17 protein-coding genes are annotated in these 19,195 nt (G+C 33.2%); 13 read left to right on the top strand and 4 right to left on the bottom strand.

Going from position 1 to position 19,195, the window contains the following annotated elements; genetic code table 11:
• Positions 1-34: 34 nt before the first annotated feature.
• Positions 35-1,390, bottom strand: a complete 1,356-nt coding sequence (locus tag WAF17_RS08120; protein ID WP_338768592.1) for an IS4 family transposase — start codon at positions 1,388-1,390, stop codon at positions 35-37.
• 271 nt (positions 1,391-1,661) lie between these two features.
• Between WAF17_RS08120 and rlmN the strand changes: the two genes are divergently transcribed.
• The gene (gene rlmN / locus WAF17_RS08115; protein WP_338768589.1) at positions 1,662-2,741 is read left to right on the top strand and encodes a 23S rRNA (adenine(2503)-C(2))-methyltransferase RlmN; all 1,080 of its coding nucleotides are present in this window, start codon (positions 1,662-1,664) and stop codon (positions 2,739-2,741) included.
• Between the two features lie 139 nt (positions 2,742-2,880).
• Here the strand turns inward: rlmN and WAF17_RS08110 are convergent, their stop codons facing one another.
• The 3 genes from WAF17_RS08110 to WAF17_RS08100 all read right to left on the bottom strand — a co-directional run bounded on the left by WAF17_RS08110 (position 2,881) and on the right by WAF17_RS08100 (position 7,393).
• Complete coding sequence (locus WAF17_RS08110; protein WP_338768586.1) at positions 2,881-3,309, bottom strand: hypothetical protein; 429 nt, start codon at positions 3,307-3,309, stop codon at positions 2,881-2,883.
• A gap of 205 nt (positions 3,310-3,514) precedes the next feature.
• The gene (locus WAF17_RS08105; protein ID WP_338768583.1) at positions 3,515-4,630 is read right to left on the bottom strand and encodes a CNNM domain-containing protein; all 1,116 of its coding nucleotides are present in this window, start codon (positions 4,628-4,630) and stop codon (positions 3,515-3,517) included.
• 297 nt (positions 4,631-4,927) lie between these two features.
• Complete coding sequence (locus WAF17_RS08100) at positions 4,928-7,393, bottom strand: heavy metal translocating P-type ATPase metal-binding domain-containing protein (protein ID WP_338768581.1); 2,466 nt, start codon at positions 7,391-7,393, stop codon at positions 4,928-4,930.
• A gap of 283 nt (positions 7,394-7,676) precedes the next feature.
• On the opposite strand from WAF17_RS08100, the gene dcm reads away from it, so the two are divergent.
• From dcm to WAF17_RS08040, 12 genes are all read left to right on the top strand, one after another.
• The gene (gene dcm / locus WAF17_RS08095) at positions 7,677-8,711 is read left to right on the top strand and encodes a DNA (cytosine-5-)-methyltransferase (RefSeq protein ID WP_338768579.1); all 1,035 of its coding nucleotides are present in this window, start codon (positions 7,677-7,679) and stop codon (positions 8,709-8,711) included.
• Complete coding sequence (locus tag WAF17_RS08090) at positions 8,656-9,753, top strand: restriction endonuclease, SacI family (RefSeq protein ID WP_338768577.1); 1,098 nt, start codon at positions 8,656-8,658, stop codon at positions 9,751-9,753. The genes dcm and WAF17_RS08090 overlap by 56 nt, the downstream gene beginning before the upstream one ends.
• Before the next feature lie 184 nt (positions 9,754-9,937).
• Positions 9,938-10,183, top strand: a complete 246-nt coding sequence (locus WAF17_RS08085; protein WP_338768571.1) for a hypothetical protein — start codon at positions 9,938-9,940, stop codon at positions 10,181-10,183.
• A gap of 228 nt (positions 10,184-10,411) precedes the next feature.
• Complete coding sequence (gene ccoS / locus WAF17_RS08080) at positions 10,412-10,591, top strand: cbb3-type cytochrome oxidase assembly protein CcoS (protein ID WP_338768568.1); 180 nt, start codon at positions 10,412-10,414, stop codon at positions 10,589-10,591.
• A gap of 98 nt (positions 10,592-10,689) precedes the next feature.
• Positions 10,690-12,882: a cytochrome-c oxidase, cbb3-type subunit I gene (ccoN, locus tag WAF17_RS08075; protein WP_338768565.1), complete on the top strand. Its 2,193-nt coding sequence runs from the start codon at positions 10,690-10,692 to the stop codon at positions 12,880-12,882.
• A gap of 65 nt (positions 12,883-12,947) precedes the next feature.
• Positions 12,948-13,169: a cbb3-type cytochrome c oxidase subunit 3 gene (locus WAF17_RS08070; RefSeq protein ID WP_338768562.1), complete on the top strand. Its 222-nt coding sequence runs from the start codon at positions 12,948-12,950 to the stop codon at positions 13,167-13,169.
• The gene (locus WAF17_RS08065; RefSeq protein ID WP_338768559.1) at positions 13,150-14,052 is read left to right on the top strand and encodes a cbb3-type cytochrome c oxidase N-terminal domain-containing protein; all 903 of its coding nucleotides are present in this window, start codon (positions 13,150-13,152) and stop codon (positions 14,050-14,052) included. The genes WAF17_RS08070 and WAF17_RS08065 overlap by 20 nt, the downstream gene beginning before the upstream one ends.
• 54 nt (positions 14,053-14,106) lie before the next feature.
• Positions 14,107-15,573 carry a cytochrome c oxidase accessory protein CcoG gene (gene ccoG, locus WAF17_RS08060; protein WP_338768557.1) on the top strand — a complete coding sequence of 489 codons (1,467 nt, stop codon included), beginning with the start codon at positions 14,107-14,109 and terminating at the stop codon, positions 15,571-15,573.
• 56 nt (positions 15,574-15,629) lie between these two features.
• Positions 15,630-16,121: a FixH family protein gene (locus tag WAF17_RS08055; RefSeq protein WP_338768555.1), complete on the top strand. Its 492-nt coding sequence runs from the start codon at positions 15,630-15,632 to the stop codon at positions 16,119-16,121.
• A 12-nt stretch (positions 16,122-16,133) separates the two neighbouring features.
• Entirely contained in the window at positions 16,134-17,387 is a 1,254-nt protein-coding gene (gene hemA / locus WAF17_RS08050; protein WP_338768553.1) for a glutamyl-tRNA reductase, read from the top strand.
• Positions 17,388-17,633: 246 nt separating this feature from the next.
• Positions 17,634-18,305, top strand: coding sequence for a sulfite exporter TauE/SafE family protein (locus WAF17_RS08045; protein ID WP_338768550.1), 672 nt, complete (start codon positions 17,634-17,636; stop codon positions 18,303-18,305).
• An 81-nt stretch (positions 18,306-18,386) separates the two neighbouring features.
• The gene (locus WAF17_RS08040) at positions 18,387-19,100 is read left to right on the top strand and encodes a Crp/Fnr family transcriptional regulator (RefSeq protein WP_338768548.1); all 714 of its coding nucleotides are present in this window, start codon (positions 18,387-18,389) and stop codon (positions 19,098-19,100) included.
• Positions 19,101-19,195: the final 95 nt, after the last annotated feature.

Raw genomic sequence — 19,195 nt, 5'->3', positions numbered from 1 at the left:
GACTACGATTTATCAGTTCAGCAAGTCTAAGACCTTATCCTGTCCCATATTTTTTTGGGTTAGCCAGTTTATAGCCTTGAACTATTAAACTAAGCATCTTATACCCTTTCCATATTGTCATTTCGCCAGGTAGAGGTTGTTTTTTAGATGGTGTAAATCCACCTAACACAGCGATGCGTATCAAAGCCTCTTGAAGGTAGCGTATTTTTTTCTGACTTTGTTTTCCTAACACCTCTAGTTGTATCTTTGTCAATACTTGATCAGCAGAAATATCTTCATAGTCTTCTGCCAGTTTTTTGAGCAAATAAAGTTGCCAAGCTACAATGGAGAGTAAGCTGATAGCATTAGATAGTGAAGTAAATGTATCAAACTGTAGTTTTTCTATTCGTAAACCCTGTTTAAGCACATAATGCCAACGCTCAATAGTCCAACGTTTTTTGTAGTGTTCTATACAAAGAAGTGCCTGTTGAAGGGTAACTATTTTTTGAGTGGTTAGTAGATACCATTCTACTGCCTCTTGATCTTTGGGAGGGTGCATTTCTTTAGCTATAATAAGAGATAAATGATGTTCTGATCCCTTTTTCCTTTGCGAAGGTGGGCAAATAATATCTCCCCAGCTTATTGTAAGACGAGCTTTTCTAGCTTCTCTAGTTTTGCTCTTAGGTAGAAAAACATCTATCTCTGATAATGATGAAAAACTAACTTGCCCTAAAGCTATCTTCTCTCCATTTGCATATACTCTACGACGTAAATGATGCACTCTAAATAACAACTCCACATTTCTACCACGAGTAGCATCAATATATTCATAAAAATCACTCTCTCTATCAGAAACTACAATTACCTTAGAAACATCTTTTAAACGATGGCTAATATCTTGTAGAGCCTCTAACCAACGATAACTTTCTTTTTCTTCTATTGGAAGGTGAGGAATTACTTTTTTTTCTTTACTGCCCACTGTAGGCGCCCATATCTTTTGTGAAATCAAACCCAAAGGAATACCTGCTTCCGTAGTAACTAAAGCACTATGAACACAAAGACCTAGAATAGGCTTGCCAGTACTACCTCCTAAGTCACCTAAACCTTCACTAGCCAAATGACCTCCAAAATTCAAATCTGTTGTATCCTGGTGAACCAAAACCATAGATTCAGAGGAACAACGAAGAGAAGATTGACGATAATGTCCGTAGCTAATATCTACTTCTTCCTTTGAAAAAATACGCCAAGCTGCTTTTCGTAGACTATTACCTACGCTACTACTGAAAGAGTTTTCTGGAGTAGCTAATAATTTATCTGCCATCTTCGAAATACTTTTCGCTTCTCGTAAGTCTTCAACACCACAATCCATAAATTCTCGTTCGCTCCAATGTTCCAAAGGTTGATATAACATAAAATGAAGGTAAGAATAGTAAATAAATAAAATCAATACAAAACAATAGCCAAAATTGAAAAGTTTATGGGACAGGATAAGGTCTTAGACTTGCAAGTTAAGTAGGTATTTTTGTAATTACTTGACCACATAAATCTACAGATTTATATAACTGATAGGTCTTAGTTGCCAACTAAGCCCAACAACGGTGTAGCTCAATTTTTGCTTTATTGAGTTTCCTCAAATAGATTTCGTATTTTTGTAAAAAAATAAACAAGAATAAAACTAAGCTATGAGTACGCCTACCATAAAATTATCTTTAAAAGAAATAGAGAATAAAAAGACAGATATTCGAAAACTGACGTTAGAAGAAATATCAGAAGAACTAAAAAGATTAGGAGAACCAAAATTTAGAGCAAAACAGGTTTGGCAATGGTTGTGGGAAAAATCAGCAACTTCGTTTGAAGAAATGACTAACCTTTCTCAAAAACTAAGAGAAACCCTAAAGGAGAACTTTGCTATAAACTCACTTACTATTTCAGAAGAACAGAAAAGTAATGACAGAACAATAAAATCTTCATTTAGGCTTTATGATGGAAAGATTGTAGAGGGAGTTTTGATTCCCACAACCGATAGAATGACAGCTTGTATTTCTTCACAGGTGGGTTGTTCGCTTTCTTGTAAGTTTTGTGCGACAGGTTATATGGGCAAGAAGCGAAATATAGAAGCAGCCGAAATTTATGACCAAGTAGTAGCTATTTCTCGTCAGGCAGAAGAAAATTATGGACAGCCACTTTCAAATATTGTTTATATGGGAATGGGTGAGCCTTTGATGAATTATAAAAATGTCTTGCAATCAATTGATAGGCTGACTTCTCCAGATGGACTGGGTATGTCTCCAAAACGCATTACCGTTTCGACGGCAGGTATTGCAAAGTTTATCAAAATGTTGGCTGATGATAATGTGAAATTTAATTTGGCTTTATCACTTCACGCAGCAAATGACGAAAAGCGCAACGAAATTATGGATATTAATGAGAGTAATTCTTTGGAGGTTTTGGCAGAAGCCTTAAAGTATTTTTATGATAAAACAGGGAATAGAATTACGTATGAATATATTTTATTTGATGATTTCAATGATTCATTGAAAGATGCTGATGAGCTATATCGTTTTTGCAAACACGTTCCTTGTAGAGTAAATATCATTGAATACAATCCAATAGAAGAAGCAGAATACAAAAAGCCAACAGAAGACCGAATAGAAAAATTTGCTGGTTATCTTATCAAAAGAGGTGTCAGAACAACTGTTAGAAGAAGCCGAGGAAAAGATATTGATGCAGCTTGTGGACAACTTGCGAATAAGAAGGGATAGTTTTTAGAATTTTCGCAAATTAACTTTTAAATAAAATATTATTTCGTTTTTCCATAACGTAGAGTTTGCAAACCCTACGTTATGAAAAAAAGTGTTTTCAAAGAACAAAATTTTGCAACATTATTATTTTGTGAAAGTCTTATTTTTTATTTCGCTCTTCTCTAATTACCACAATCTCATTTACAGCATTAATAGCATCAAAACGAATCTGAACAAGTCTGCGTTCTCCGTTTTTTACCTTTTCAGAGTTTGAGTTATCACATTCTTCAGAAGCATCAATATAATAGGTATAAAACTTTTGATTACGACTGTAAAGTTCTGCAAAATCAGGTTTTCCTAATATTTTTCTCAAATCTATTTCATCTAAACCCTCTAATTTGGGTTTGATGGTTTCCAAGTTCTCTAACATTTTTGTACGTACATTTTCACATCCATTTCTGTCCATTTTCCACGCTTTCATATCAAATTCATTTTGAGTTATGGCGTTTGGGTCGGTACAAGACGACAAGAAAAAATTGATAATTATACAAAAACTAAAAACTAAAAAGGCATTGCTAAAAAATTTCATCTTGCTCTATTTTTTTATAATTAATTTGAATAGAATAGTATTCGAAAAAGACATTATTTTATATTAATACAATTCATATTCTTATAGTTTACAAAGTCATTTGTTTGAGCGAATTGTTTGATAAAAGTGTTTTATATGATTCTTTTACTTGTATCTCCTGCCACCGTTGGCATTTTAGCATAGTGACACCAACAACTCACAAATTTTATTCATCTTTGGCTGGTTTAATCTCTTCTTTCTTTTCGTCTTCCTTCTCAATGAGTCCCAAACGCCTTGCTCGTTTTTCCCAATTTTTCCTAGCTAACTCTTGCATATCATACTCTGTATCGCTCTCATCTACAATTTCTAATCCTAAAAGCGTTTCAATAACATCTTCCATCGTTACCAGTCCACTTACAGAACCATATTCATCTACCACAATAGCCAAATGATTTTTGGTTTCGATAAGTTGGTCAAACAAATCTGGAATATTTCGGTCTCTTTGGGTAAAGAAAATTTCTCTTTTTATATCAGCAAGTGTTTTCTCTCCGTTTCCATTTGCCATTTCCTTAAAAATATCATCTTTCAAAACTTGTCCTGTGATATTATCTGAGTTGGCTTGATATACTGGAATCCTTGAAAAACGTAAATTTTGGTTTGCTTCAAAAAACTCTTTGATGGTTTGTTTTTCGGCTGCCATTTTTATTACTGAACGAGGAGTCATAATATCTTTTGTATGAATTTTTTTGAAGTTGAGCAGGTTTCTAATCACTTTAGACTCAGATTCTGCAAATACTCCTTCTTTCTCTGCAATATCTGTCATTGCTGAAAAATCTTCTCTACTAAGCACTGAACCGTGATGCCCCGCCCCTCCGATTACTTTTGTTGTTAGTTGCAAAAGCCACAAAATGCCAGTATATTTTAATGGAGCTATCATAACAATAAGAGCAGTAGACGTAAAGTTAGCGAGTTGTTTCCAATACGTTGCGCCTATCGTTTTGGGAATGATTTCAGAAACTACCAAAATCAGAAATGTCATTATCGTCGATACAATTCCGACAATATTAATACCTAAAATATTAATTTCGAAGGGCAAACTCTCTGCCTGTACACCTACAAGTATTGCTCCTACGGTATGTGCAATCGTATTAAGAGTAAGAATAGCAATGAGGGGCTTATCAACATCTTTTTTGAGATTTTCTAAGGTATCTGCATAAGGTTTGCCCTCTTTTTTCTTAACATTAATAAAAGTAGGTGTAATACTCAAAAGGACAGCCTCCAAAATAGAACACATAAAAGAGAAAAAAATGGAAATAGCAGCGTAAAAAAATAGAAGTGCCATAGATTTTGCCGTAAGGAATTAAAAAATGATAGTTGTATAGAATGTTATGCGTTACAAAACTATACTTATTTTATGTAAATCGGAAAACTTATTTCAAAACGGCTTTCTACTATAAAAGTTATACTTTGTCCTAATTGAGTTTTAAAAACAGATGTTTATTAGTATATCTTCAAGAAATTATTTTTTTTAATCAGTAATATTAGTGTATGATTGTTTTGTATGCGAAAAATATTATCTGCCGTTGTTGACGTTTCTTCAACGAGATAATGCAAATATTGTCAGAGAGCCAATTTTTTCTCAAAGTCTCTTTCCCAAAAACCACGTCATAAATATGCCCAATCCGACTACACTTACCGAAGAAAGAGGCATCAAGATAGCAGCTACCAAAGGTGAAAGCGTACCACTCACAGCAAAGCTAAGTCCGACTAAATTATAACAAAGAGAAATACAAAGTCCCAAACGCACCACATTTATTGTCTGACGAGCGTATTTCATGAACTTAGCTAACTTTGGTAATGCTTCGGCTCTCAAAATAGCATCACAGGCTGGAGAAAATTGTTCTTGATGTTCACTTATCGCAATGCCAAAATCAGATTGTTTTAATGCTCCTGCATCGTTCAATCCATCTCCAATCATAAAAATAGATTCTGTTTTCTTAGAAGTAAGTTTTTTGAGAAAGCTAAGTTTGTCAATTGGTTTTTGATTGAAATGCAAATGTTGTTCTCCAAAAATGTTTATAAAACGAGATTTTTCAGATTCATTGTCTCCTGAAAGTAAAGAGAGTTGGACTTTTTTTGCTTTAAGCTGTTCTAAGAGTTTGAAAGTGCCATTTCTAAGAGGATTAGAAAGCCTAAAATAACCTTTTATAATTCCATTTTTACTAATAAAAACTTTAGATGTTTGGCTATTCTCAATTTTTGTTTTGTAATTTACAAAGTCAGCATTTCCAATTTTCCAAAGTTGTTCTTTACCTTTTTCTTTTGTTTTTCCTTGTATTCCGAAACCTATTTTTTCTTCAAAATCATAAATTATTCCCTCACCAACTTCATAAACAGATTCATAAATAGCTTTACTGATAGGGTGAAGCGATGCCGAAGAAAGAGCAGCCAAAATTTGCTTTTCTGTTACTTCTAACTCTGCTTTTTTATTATTCCAACTTACCCAAACTGCTTTCGGTGTAGAGGTAGTAAGCGTTCCCGTTTTATCAAAAACCAAATGAGCATTTTTTGTTGCTAAGCCTTCAATTGCATCTGTATTTTTTAAGAAAAAAAGATGCTTTGCTAATATTTGTCTGGCATTTCCAAAGGCAAAAGGCGCATTGAGAGCCAAGGCACAGGGACAAGCCACAATCAAAACCGAAGTAAAGACATTAATTGCCTCCTGCCAACCTGCTATAAAAAGCCAGTAAACAGCACTTGAAAAAGCCACCAAAAGCACAAAAACTGTAAAGTTTCTACCCCAACGTTGTGTTATGTTTTTGAGCAAATGATTGTTGTCTTTATCAAAAGCTTCATTGTTCCAAAGTTGCATCAAATAGCTTTGTGAAACTGTTTTGAGTAATTTTATACGTAGAGGCTCACCCCATTGTCTTCCTCCAGCATAAAGTCGTTCTCCTTTTTTTGCTTCTATGGGTTTGGTTTCTCCACTTACAAAACTGTAATCTATCTGTGCTTTTCCTTCCAAAAGTTCTCCGTCTGCTGGAATAAGTTGCCCATTTTTTACAATAACAATATCTTCTATTTTCAAATCAGATAAAGAAATAGACTTTATAACTTTCTGATTGTTTTCTTGTGTTTCTAAAAGAGCAGCCAAAGGAAAATAAGATTGATAATCTCTTTCAAAAGAAATGCTATCAAAAGTTCGGCGTTGAAACCATTGTCCTATTAAAAGTAAAAAAATAAGAGCAGCCAAAGAATCTGAATATCCTGCTCCCGTATGGCTCAAAATTTCATACACACTTCGTCCAAAAAGAGCCGAAATACCAAGAGCAATCGGTACATCAAAATTTAGAGTTTTATGTCGGAGAGCATAAAAAGCATCTTTAAAATAATTTGCACCACTAAAAAACAAAACAGGCAAAGAAAGCAAGATATTTAGATAGCCAAAAAAACGAGGAAATTCATCTTCTGCAATTGGTAAGCCTAAATATTCTGGAAAACTAAGTAGCATCAAGTTTCCAAAACAAAAACCAGCTACACCCAAACGCAGTAAAAAATTGGGAGGAAGACTATTCTTTTTTTCCTTGTTTTTAGATTCTAATTTAAGGTCTGGAGCATAGCCTAAAGAAGAAAGCGATTCGACAAGTTTACGAAGTGAAATTTTATCTGTATAAAAACTAATATTTGCTTCTCGCCTTAAAAAATTTACTTTGGAGTCTTGTACGCCTTCAAATAAGTGAGGTAGTTTTTCTAATAGCCAAATGCAAGATGCACAATGAATTTGAGGAAGGTTAAATGTAATACGAGTAAAGTTTCCATCAGTAAAATCTACCAACTGTGCTATTAGTTCTTCATTATCTAAGTAAGCAAACTGTTCTGGGTTTTGATTCAATTTAGGAGAGATACCAGCTTTGTCAAGAGCATAATAACTTTTCAAACCGTTTTGGGAGAGAATAGTATATACGGTTTTGCAGCCTGTACAACAAAATTCTTTTTCGTCATACAAAATAGGAGTTGAAGGACATTTGTCTCCACAATGAAAACAGTTCTGTTTTTGTTCTGCTTGTTTGTGTGCTGTTTCTTGAGATGCTACTGCTGTTGCCATAACTATTAAACTTCATAGTTTTTAGATAATGACAAAACTACCTCTGAAAAAGTCCTTAAAAAATGAATTTTGTCAGCTTTTGGGGTGAAAATATTAACTTTATGTTTTTCCAGTCTTGTAAGTATGAATTTGATATTTTATTCTCTTCCAAAAAGTTAATGATATAATCACAATGCTCTTGATCTGTTTTCTTTCTAGGTGTTGAACGGTTTGTAGGAGGTTCGTTTAGAAATAAATTTGTAATTTTATGATAGATTTAATTTTGAAATAGAGTAAAGTAAAAATGAAATACAAATTTATAGATTTATTTGCAGGAATTGGAGGTTTTAGAAAAGGTTTTGAAGATGCAGGATTTGAATGCGTTTTTACTTCTGAAATAAACGAGAAATGTCAAGAGGTGTATTCAACTAATTTTGGAGAGAAACCTTATGGAGATATTACCCAAATCAATCCAAAAGAGATTCCTGATTTTGATATTTTATTAGCAGGATTTCCTTGTCAGCCTTTTAGTATTTCTGGTAAAAAGAAAGGCTTTGAGGATACTAGAGGAACTTTATTTTTTGATATTTGTCAAATTATAGACGAAAAGCAACCAAGTGTAGTGGTATTGGAAAATGTAAAACATCTTATTCATCATGATAAAAAGAGAACTTTCACTACTATTTTGAAAGCCTTAAATAATTTAGGGTATAATGTTACTCATAAAATTTTGAATGCAAAAGACTTTGGACTTCCTCAAAATAGAGAGCGAATTTTTATTATTGCTACAAAAAATCATTACTTCAATTTCTCTAAGTTAAAAACAAAAAAGAAAGTCATTTTAAAAGATTTTTTAGATACAGAAGGAGAGTTTGAATTTTTAGAAAAGTCAGAATATACACTTATCAATACACCAAGAAAACAAGCTAGTGGTTTGCTTTTCGTAGGGTATCGTAACAAGAATATTTGGAAAAAAGGAGTAAGAGAAAATACAGAACATCTTTCAAGAGTTCACAGACAACCAAATCGTATCTATTCTATTGATGGAACACATCCAACAATTCCCTCACAAGAAACAGCAGGACGTTTTTTTATTTATATTCCAGAATTAGGTGCTGTCAGAAAACTAACTATCAATGAATGTTATAGAATAATGGGTTTTGATAGTAATTTTATAAAGCATCCAAATACGGGCGAACGTTATAAGCAAATTGGAAATTCTGTTGCTATTCCTGTTATAAGAGCTATTGCAGAAAGTATAAAAGAACAAAATTTATTAATTAATGAATCACAAAGACAAATTGAAGGAGATTTACACTCTCTCTTCTTCTCTTCTTGACATCAAGAATGTAGATGCTAAAACACAAGATTATATACAATCTATAAGTAAAAATATCAAAAGTCAGAAAGGAGTATTTACTGTTTTGGTTACTTTGCTTACTCATAAATTAATTGAACCAAAACAAGATATTCGTTATCATCAGTCAGGAATGAAAGATGGTTTTTCTGGTCGTTCGATAGATACACAGTTTATTACACCTACTTTGAAAGAATTAGGATTACCTTCTATGGCTGAAAGTGGTTGGCTTACTCGTTCGTTAGAACAGCCTTATCCCTATACTTTAAATTACAATGGAAAAATCAGTAACAAAAAAGTAAAAGAAGCCTTTTTGAATATTCTTGATGTTATAGAAAAAAAACCAAATACTGCAAGGAATATTTTACGTCTATTATTATCAAAGGCTATTCAAATACAAAAAGATTCCATTGTAAAAATAACTCCATTGAAAGATGTCGAAAAAGTTAGCATTGATAAAATTTACAAAGCTTTAGACGAACATTTTTATTTTAAATACAAAATAGCAGGAGGTTCTAAACTTCCTGTTTTAGCTCTTTTTGCTGTTTATCAAAACGTAGTTTTTGAAATGAGCAGGTATTCAGACTGTGCTTTATCTCCTTTGGGAAGTCATACAGCATCTGATAGAACTTCAAAAACGGCTGGAGATATTGAAATTTTTAAGAAAAAACAACTCTTTGAAGCCGTAGAGGTAAAATTAGACAAGCCGATAGATGCAAATATGGTTAGAATAGCTATTGAGAAAATTAAAAGGTATAATCCAAATAGATATTATATTCTTTCTTATGAGATAAAGCAAGAGGAGAATCATATCATTGAAGGGTTAGTAGCAAAAATGAAAGTAGAACATGGCTGTCAGATTATAGTAAACGGAATTTTGCCAACAATAAAATATTATTTAAGACTGATAAGTTCTTTGAGTGATTTTGTGGAAAACTATAGTCTTTTAGTTCAAAATGACACAGAACTAAAGAAAATACATAAAGAAAAATGGAATCAACTCATAAAGAAGTATTTAAATTAAAAACCTGTCAAGAATCATCTTTTATACTGAAAAAGCTTCTATTTTAGGCTGTTTGAGTGCCGTAAATTTGTAGTATAGAAAATCAATAAAGAGTTCTTAGAAAAAAAATCTACTCTAATGATTTTTAGATTTTAAATTTCAAAACAAATCATTTTTACTATACATTTCAAAAACCCATAATAAGATGAAAAATACAGTTGTTTCTCTACTCGTAAAATCTTCTAAAATTGTTAGTGTTTTCTTTTTTATGCTAACAATGTTATTTTCTACTTCTACTTTTGCTCAAACTCCAACAGGTAAAGCTACTATCACGTTGCAAGAAATTCAGATGCTTATTGTTTGTGGACTGATTGTCTTTGTAGGTGTTCTGCTCGTAATAGCAGCTCTGACTATTTATAGCAACAGCCGTACAATGTTTGGCAACAAATAAACATAAAATTTCAATCATTTCTTATAGACACCTTTCTAAAAAAGGAAGGTGTTTTTCTTTGTTTGAACCTTAAGGGGCTTCAAGACCAAAACCTGTCAAAAGTCATATTTCATACTGAAACCTCTCCTATTTCTGGAGCATCAAGGAGCTTAAATTTGTAGCATAGAAAATCAGAAAAAGTCATTAGCAATCTTTTTTTGATGGTTTTTACTCAAATAATCAAAAAATATGCAAGTTTTAATTGTCTTAGTGATTTGTAGTTTGATTGTCGCTTTAGGCTTTTTGGCTGCTTTTTTTTGGTCAGTAAAAGATAATCAATACGAAGATACTTATACACCAAGCATCAGAATTTTATTTGATGATAATGAAATAGCAAATCAGGACACAGAAGCAGAAGAAACTAAGTAGAATAAAAAATACGGTTTTAACCTTGTCTGCATAAATTTAAAAAAAAATCAATCAGAAATACATCTACAATTCTACATCTCAACCTACATAAATAATCTATGGAAAATCAAACCTCCAACCAAATTACACAGGAAAGTCCCCCTATAAAGAAAAAATGGGAAGGCTTACAACTAGAGCATTTTTCTTATGATAATACTATTGTCAGAAACTTTGCTTATGCAACTACCTTTTGGGGACTTATCGGAATGGTTGTCGGTTTACTGGCTGCTCTTCAGATGGCGCATCCGATGTTTAATTTTACAGAATATTTTACCTTTGGGCGTGTTCGTGCTGTTCATACCAACGCTGTTATATTTGCGTTTGTAGGAAATGGGATTTTTATGGGTGTGTATTACTCCCTTCAACGACTTTGTAAAGCTCGTATGTATAGCGATATATTGAGTAAAATTCACTTTTGGGCGTGGCAACTTATCATTGTTTTTGCTGCTGTTACCTTATTTTTGGGTTATAATACATCCAAAGAATACGCAGAATTAGAGTGGCCTTTAGATATTGCTATTGCACTTATTTGGGTTGTTTTTGGTGTAAATATGATGGGAACAATTATCAAACGTAGAGAACAACATTTGTACGTTGCGATTTGGTTTTTCATTGCTACATTTGTTACGGTGGCAGTTTTGCATATCGTAAACTCAATGGAATATCCTGTTTCACTTACCAAGAGTTATTCGCTTTATGCAGGCGTTCAGGATGCGCTTGTTCAATGGTGGTACGGACACAATGCCGTTGCATTTTTCTTGACTACTCCGTATTTGGGACTGATGTATTACTTTGTTCCAAAGGCTGCTAATCGCCCTGTATATTCCTATCGACTTTCTATTATTCACTATTGGGCATTGATTTTTATCTATATCTGGGCAGGTCCTCATCACTTGCTTTATACAGCTTTACCAGATTGGGCGCAATGGTTAGGAACTGTTTTTTCATTGATGCTGATTGCTCCATCTTGGGGTGGAATGCTCAACGGACTTCTTACTTTGCGTGGTGCATGGGACAAAGTACGTGAAAACCCTGTTTTGAAGTTTTTTGTTGTCGCTCTTACCTCATATGGTATGGCTACTTTTGAAGGTCCTATGCTTTCTTTCAAAAATGTAAATGCAATTAGTCATTATACAGACTGGACAATTGCTCACGTACATGTTGGCGCATTAGGTTGGAATGGTTTCTTGACTTTTGGAATGTTATATTGGCTAATGCCTCGTCTTTTCAGTACAAAATTATTCTCTACAAAATTAGCAAATACTCATTTTTGGATTGGTACATTAGGAATTTTATTCTATGCAATCCCGATTTATTGGGCAGGCTGGACGCAGAGTTTGATGTGGAAAGAATTTACACCTGCTGGTTTCTTAAAGTATGAATTTTTAGAAACTGTTACACAGATTTTACCAATGTATTATATGCGAGCTTTTGGTGGATTGCTTTACATAATTGGTGTTTTGATTATGATTTATAATATTTTCAGAACTATACAACAAGGTAGATTCATTCCAGAAGAAAAAGCATCTGCACCAGCTATCAAAGTTCAAGAAAAAGAAAAGGGTGGACATTGGCATTCGTGGATTGAAAAACGTCCATTGCAACTTTTATTTTGGAGTACGGTAGCTATTCTTATTGGTGGATTTATTGAGTTTGTTCCTACATTTTTGATTCGCTCAAATGTACCTACTATTGCAGCCGTCAAACCTTATACGCCTTTAGAGCTAGAAGGACGTGATATTTATATTCGTGAAAACTGTGCTGTTTGTCATTCTCAAATGATACGACCTTTTAGAGATGAAACCGAACGCTATGGAGATTATTCTAAAGCAGGAGAGTTTGTCTATGACCGTCCGTTCTTGTGGGGATCGAAACGTACAGGACCTGATTTGCAGCGTGAAGGTGGAAAAATGCCTGATTCTTGGCATTTCAATCACATGTACGACCCTCAATCTACTTCTCCCGGTTCGATTATGCCTCCATACTATTGGCTCATCGAAAACCAGTTGAATACGTCGCTTACAGAACGAAAAATAAAAGCGATGCAAAATTTAGGTGTTCCTTATCCAAAAGGATTTGAGAAAAAAGTACACGAAGATATGGCAAAACAAGCAGCAGGAATTCAAGAAAGATTGGCAAATGATAACATTGAAGTCAAAGCAGACAGAGAAATTATCGCCATTATTGCCTACTTACAACGCTTAGGAACAGATGTAGAGAAGGTCGATCCTCAATATTTGCCTAAAAAATAAACAGATACTATAAGACCCTAAGGGTTTTCGAAACCCTTAGGGTCTAAATTAAAAATATAAAAACGATGTATAAAGACGTAGCTAGAGCCATAGAAGGCATTGATATTTATCCAATGATAGGAGTGATTATATTCTTTTCTGTCTTTGTAATAATGATAATCAATGTGTATTCAGCTAAAAAAACAAACGTAGCTCATTGGGAAAACTTGCCCTTAGAAGATGCTACAAACAATCATTCTAATTCATTTACTCAAAATAATACACAAAATGAAACAGAAAGTATATAATTTATTCAATCAAAAAAAGAAAGGGGAATTTAGATGGCTGTTTCTAATGATTTCGTTTTCTCTATTTTCTCAAAACAGTTTTGCACAAAATACAAGTGGAATTTCTACTGATTTTTCTCCTTTAGAGTTTGGTGTAATTATACTTCTAGCTCTTTCATTTATCATTGTGATTTTGGTCTTGATTGCCAGTCTTTCTGTCTATAATTATAGTCAGTCAGTCCTTAAAAGAGAAAAAATTGCTAGAGGTGAGCTAGTAGAGGAAGAAGACACAGAATCATTTTCAGAGTGGTTTTGGAAAAAATTTAATGCAGCTAAGCCTGAAAGAGCTGTTTTGATGAATCATGATTATGATGGTATTCAAGAGTTAGACAATGACCTTCCACCGTGGTGGAAATATGGTTTTTACCTTTCTATTGTTGCAGGAATAATTTATTTCTTGGTTTATGTAAACGGAATAGCACCTGATTCGACAGAAGAGTATCAAGTTGCCGTAGCAGAAGGAAACGTCTTGAAGGCTCAATATTTGGCTAAAATGGCAAATTCTATTGATGAAAATAATGTAGAATTAGCTGATATTGCAGGAATAACAAAAGGAAAAACGCTATTTGTAAAAAAATGTCGTACCTGTCACGGAGAAAATGCTGAAGGACTTTCAGGACCTAATCTAACAGATGAATACTGGCTACACGGTGGCGATATAAAATCTATTTTTAAGACTGTAAAATATGGTGTTGCAGCTAAAGGTATGATTTCGTGGAAAGACCAACTCTCACCACAAGAAATTCAAGAAGTATCTAGTTTCATTATATCGTTGCAAGGTTCGAACCCTCCGAATGCAAAAGACCCGCAAGGAGAAAAATATGAACCGATAAAAGAACAATAAAAGAATCAGTCCCTTAGGGTTTTTAGAAACCCTAAGGGACTAAACAGCAAAGCTATGAAACAAGAAGAGCCAAAAAAACCAACCAGAAAAAAGAAGTATAAAGTTACCGATTACGACAAAGACGAGTTTAGAGATAGTATTTCTACAATAGATTCTTCTGGAAAACGTGCTTGGATTTATCCAAAAGCTCCAAGTGGTCGTTATCATTTTTTTAGAAAAATCGTAGCTGCTTTTCTATTAGTATTTTTATTTGGCGCACCTTTTATCAAAATTAATGATAATCCTTTATTGCTTTTTGATGTTCTTTCTAGGCGTTTTGTGATTTTTGGACAGCTTTTTACACCTCAGGATTTTCATCTGTTTGTCTTGGGAATGTTACTCTTTATTGTCTTTATCGTGATTTTTACGGTAGTTTTTGGTAGAGTTTTTTGTGGTTGGGTATGTCCTCAAACGATTTTTATGGAAATGGTTTTTCGTAAAATTGAATACTTTATTGAAGGCGATTCAGCAGCACAAAAGAAGCTCAATAAGCAAGAATGGGATGCTGAAAAAATAGGTAAAAAGACTGCCAAACATTCTATCTTCTTAGGAATTTCGTTTCTGATTAGTCATACTTTTTTGGCATATATGGTCGGAGTCGATAGGCTTTGGGTTTTGTTTGGAGATACTCCTTTTGAGCATTTGAGTTTGTTTGTTGCCTTAGTGGTTTTTACGTTTTTGTTTTATGGCGTTTTTGCTTTTTTGAGAGAACAGGTTTGTACTACAATTTGTCCTTATGGTCGTTTGCAAGGTGTTTTGTTAGATAATGATTCAATTGTAGTAGCGTATGACGAGGTCAGAGGAGAGCCAAGAGGAAAAGGAAAACGAGAAAGCGACCCAATAGAACGAGCAAAAGACCCAAGAGGAGATTGTGTAGATTGTCATTTGTGTGTAGATGTTTGTCCGACAGGAATTGACATCAGAAACGGAACGCAACTAGAATGCGTAAACTGTACGGCTTGTATTGATGCTTGTGATTCGATAATGGATAAATTTGATTTGCCTCGTGGATTGGTTCGTTATGCTTCAAGAAATGAAATTGAGAAAAAGCAAAAATTTAGATTTACTACTCGTATGATTGCTTATTCTGCCGTTTTGATGCTGCTTATTGTTGCAATGGTTAGCCTTTTGGCTATTCGTACACAGGTAGAAACAATCGTTTTGAGAGCGCAAGGAACTACCTACCAGACCACAGAAACTGGAGATATTCGGAATATGTTTACTGTCCTTCTTATCAACAAAACAAATGATACATTGGATATGAATATAGAGTTGAAGGAAGAAAACGGAACACTCCAAATGATTGGAACAGAAAGCTATCAGCTTCTACCAGAGCAAACCATAAAAGGAGTTGTTTTAATAGATTTTCCAAAAGATAAATTACCTAATAAAAGAGAAGATATTCATTTGCAAATATTCTCAAATGGAGAAGAAATAGAAACTGTAAATACTAAATTTTTATCGCCTTTTATAGCAAACTAAATCCTCGTTGACGGTTGCATTTGAACCTCAACGACGGTTTTTAAAAAAAGAAAACTATGAATATTCTAACGACACTTTGGAACAAATTTAATTGGGGAACAGGTATTTTCTTGTTTTACTCTGCCTTTGTAATTTTTATGTTATCACTGGTTTTTATGTCTATGCAACAGAAAATAGAACTCGTAACAGAAAATTATTACACAGAAGGTATTGATTTTCAAAGACAGATAAATGAACGAAAAAATGTAGCTGCACTTAAAGCAAAGCCAACCATAAAACAGTTAGAAAATGGAAATGTAGAAATAAAATTTCCAGTTTCTGACAGTTTAGACGTAGATAAAATAACGGGACAAATTGCTTTTTTCAGACCTTCAGACAAAGATTTAGATTTTTCACTTCCAATTAAGCTAACAAAACCAAACCACCAACTTATTACAGAGAAAATAGAACAAGGACTTTGGAAAGTAAAATTGTCATGGACACAAGAAGACAGAATAGGAAATAATAAAAAATTCTTTCAAGAAACAATTTTGGTAGCTTCTAACTAAAAAAATAAAATTATGGAAAACTCATTTCACACACTCTACATTACGTATAAGGAAGCTGACGTACCTACTAGAGAACTTTTTTCTCTATCTGAAAGAGAAATTGAAACCCTTTTGCTTTCCTTCCAAAATTCAGCGTCTATAAAAGAAATTTTTGTGCTTTCTACTTGTAATCGTACTGAAATATATTGGTATGGAACGAAAAAATCATTTTCTATTATAAAAGAAGAAGTTGCTCAATTGAAATCTATTTCTAGTAAAAAGATAATGGAAACGGGTTTTAAATACAATGCTAATTCAGAAGAAGTAATTAAGCGTTTTTTTGAAGTTAGTGTAGGAGTAGATTCACAAATTGTAGGAGATTGGCAAATTACACATCAAATAAAACAAGCCTATCAATTAGCTGACGAAATAGGAACTATCGGAACTTATTTTCATAAATTGGTAAGTTTTGTTTTACAGGCAAGTAAAAAAATTACTACTCAAACTGTTTTCCGAAGTGGTGTAGCTTCTGTTTCTTTTGCCACGGCTGATTTGGTTAGGAAGTTATGCCAAGACAACAAGGAGAAGCAACTAGAAATTTTGGTTGTAGGAATAGGGAAAATAGGTGCTGATACAGTTCGTAATTTGAGAAAAATGGGTATCAAAAATGTAAAAATTACAAATCGAACAGTCGTAAAATCAGCTATTTTGGCTACTGAAAATGCGTATGAAATGGTAGAGTTTTCAGAAGTTTTTGAGGAAGCTCAAAAAGTAGATGTTTTGATAAGCTCTATTGCTCAACCCAATTTTTTCAACCTTTCGAACATTAATACAAAAAATACACATTCTGACCAATATTTTTTGGATTTGTCGATGCCAAGAAGCATTGAAAGCAAACTCTCTGAATTTGTAACTATCTATAATATCGACGACCTAAAAGAACAAACAAATATAGTTAGGCAGAAACGAATAGCAGCTTTGCCATTTGTATATCAAATTTTGGAAGAGGGAATTACTGATTTTGAAAAATGGAAAACAGAACACGAATATATATCTATGCTTCATCCTTTCAAAGTAGCTTTAGAGCAGCTCAAAAATAATATTTCGAATAAATATAGTTCTGAACTAGACGAAAAAAATAAAAAACTGATGATGCAAATGCTAACTGATTTTACACAAAAGGCAATGCGTATTCCTGTTGTTAATCTTAAAACTGAACTTACCAAACCATCTTCTACTGATAATCAAAAGCTGTTTTTAGATAATGTTCAACGTTTATTTTCTTAGATGTGTTTTGAGGTTTTTGTTCATACTACTATACAAAAGCTATTGGTTCTTTATTTTCACGTAGGTCAGCCTCGTAGAGCAGACCGTTTGTAGTGATATTTTTGGTGTTTTTAGTTTTCAATAGACAGTCTGTTCTTTGGGACTAGCCTATTTAGTAAACATGTCTAGTAGTATGGCTTTTGTTTTTTGAAATACGAAACAAAAGAAAACTCATAATTTATTATTCATCATTCACAATTAAAAAACATGTTTTTTCCAGCTTTGCTTCTCGGTCTTACAGGTAGCTTACATTGTGTCGGAATGTGCGCTCCTCTGATGTTTGCGTTTATGCAGGGAGAGAAATTTATACAAAAGCTTTTCTTTTATCAACTAGGAAGAGTTTTGACATACATAGTTTTAGGAATGGGTGTAGGATTCATCGGACAGGCTTTATTTTTTTCTAATTGGCAGAGTTACGCAGCTTTTTTGTTGGGAGGAACACTTATTTTATCAGGTCTTTTTAGCTTTAATTTAGATACTATAACTAATAAAATTTCTATTTTAAAATGGATTTCTCAAAAAATTACACCTTTGATAGGAAATTATTTATTTGATAAAAAACCTTACAAGTTATTTTTTGCAGGACTTCTGAATGGTCTTTTACCTTGTGGGTTGGTTTATTTTGCACTTTTGGGAGCAGTAGCTACAGGAACAAGTTTGGAGGGGGGAGTTTTTATGGCAGGTTTTGGTTTGGGAACTTTACCTTTGCTTCTAACTTCTATTTATTTCTCAAAAAAAATATCTCAAAGAGTAAACACTAAAAATATCGTTTTTCAGAAGTTAAAAGTCATTTATCCTTATGCTTTTATACTAATGGGAATTTGGTTTTTTGGAATGGGAATTATTTCTTGGCAAAATGGCATAGCTAATTGCCATTAACTTGATTTTTTAGAAAACATTTTTTAGTTTTAATGATAGTACAATAAGTGATATTTACAAAATAAAAAGCTAATACTATATATGAAAAAGAGAAAAGTTGAGTTTCCAAAATGTGAAACCTGTCCAAAACGAGCGACCTCTGTTTTTTGTGATTTGTCAGAAGACGAAGTCGCAAATATGTCTGCTAATAAAGGGTGCAATTTTTATAAACGAGGGCAAAATTTATTCTATGAAGGTTCTCGTGCTATTGGTATTCATTGTATATATGAAGGAAAAGTAAAACTAACTAAGTTAGGAGTAGATGGAAAGGAACAGATTGTCAAAATAGCTTCTGATGGAGAAATTTTAGGTTATAATTCTTTACTTAGTCAGCAGCCTTACAACGTTTCAGCAGAGGCTTTAGATGAGGCTATTGTTTGCTTTGTACCCAATTCTACATTTTTAGACATAATAGATGATAACAAAGACTTCCCTCGTCGTATGATGCAAGTAATGGCAAAAGACACACAGGATATGGAACAACGCCTTACTAACTGGATGCAAAAATCAGTTAGAGAACGCCTTGCAGAAGTGCTTTTGCTTTTACATAATCGTTACCCAAATAAAGAAAATGTAGAAGTTATTGATATTCGTTTGAGTAGAGAAGAAATAGCGAACCTTGTCGGAACTGCCACAGAAAGTGCTATTCGTTATCTTTCGGAACTTAATACAGATAAAATAATAGAACTAAAAGGCAAAGAAATCCGTATTTTGAATAAAGAAAAACTGATTCGAATTGCTAATATTGATATGTAAAAAATACTTCAAAAGCAGTATTTGATTTCCTTGGAGATTAGAGTTTTCAAACTCAACTTAATACAATCAAACCTTCGCACTTTTTTATCTCTAAC

The organism is Bernardetia sp. ABR2-2B (assembly GCF_037126435.1).
Lineage (GTDB): Bacteria > Bacteroidota > Bacteroidia > Cytophagales > Bernardetiaceae > Bernardetia.
Note: the sequence above shows the minus strand (reverse complement) of the source record. Positions and strands in the feature narration are given on the sequence as shown.

Bases quoted from the DNA above. Each gene is read 5' to 3' on its own strand.
- WAF17_RS08100 (WP_338768581.1), bottom strand. From the start codon at position 7,393: ATGGCAACAGCAGTAGCATCTCAAGAAACAGCACACAAACAAGCAGAA.
- WAF17_RS08105 (WP_338768583.1), bottom strand. From the start codon at position 4,630: ATGGCACTTCTATTTTTTTACGCTGCTATTTCCATTTTTTTCTCTTTT.
- rlmN (WP_338768589.1), top strand. From the start codon at position 1,662: ATGAGTACGCCTACCATAAAATTATCTTTAAAAGAAATAGAGAATAAA.
- ccoS (WP_338768568.1), top strand. From the start codon at position 10,412: ATGCAAGTTTTAATTGTCTTAGTGATTTGTAGTTTGATTGTCGCTTTA.
- hemA (WP_338768553.1), top strand. From the start codon at position 16,134: ATGGAAAACTCATTTCACACACTCTACATTACGTATAAGGAAGCTGAC.
- dcm (WP_338768579.1), top strand. From the start codon at position 7,677: ATGAAATACAAATTTATAGATTTATTTGCAGGAATTGGAGGTTTTAGA.
- WAF17_RS08055 (WP_338768555.1), top strand. From the start codon at position 15,630: ATGAATATTCTAACGACACTTTGGAACAAATTTAATTGGGGAACAGGT.
- ccoG (WP_338768557.1), top strand. From the start codon at position 14,107: ATGAAACAAGAAGAGCCAAAAAAACCAACCAGAAAAAAGAAGTATAAA.
- WAF17_RS08085 (WP_338768571.1), top strand. From the start codon at position 9,938: ATGAAAAATACAGTTGTTTCTCTACTCGTAAAATCTTCTAAAATTGTT.
- WAF17_RS08065 (WP_338768559.1), top strand. From the start codon at position 13,150: ATGAAACAGAAAGTATATAATTTATTCAATCAAAAAAAGAAAGGGGAA.
- WAF17_RS08040 (WP_338768548.1), top strand. From the start codon at position 18,387: ATGAAAAAGAGAAAAGTTGAGTTTCCAAAATGTGAAACCTGTCCAAAA.
- ccoN (WP_338768565.1), top strand. From the start codon at position 10,690: ATGGAAAATCAAACCTCCAACCAAATTACACAGGAAAGTCCCCCTATA.
- WAF17_RS08070 (WP_338768562.1), top strand. From the start codon at position 12,948: ATGTATAAAGACGTAGCTAGAGCCATAGAAGGCATTGATATTTATCCA.
- WAF17_RS08045 (WP_338768550.1), top strand. From the start codon at position 17,634: ATGTTTTTTCCAGCTTTGCTTCTCGGTCTTACAGGTAGCTTACATTGT.
- WAF17_RS08120 (WP_338768592.1), bottom strand. From the start codon at position 1,390: ATGTTATATCAACCTTTGGAACATTGGAGCGAACGAGAATTTATGGAT.
- WAF17_RS08090 (WP_338768577.1), top strand. From the start codon at position 8,656: ATGAATCACAAAGACAAATTGAAGGAGATTTACACTCTCTCTTCTTCT.
- WAF17_RS08110 (WP_338768586.1), bottom strand. From the start codon at position 3,309: ATGAAATTTTTTAGCAATGCCTTTTTAGTTTTTAGTTTTTGTATAATT.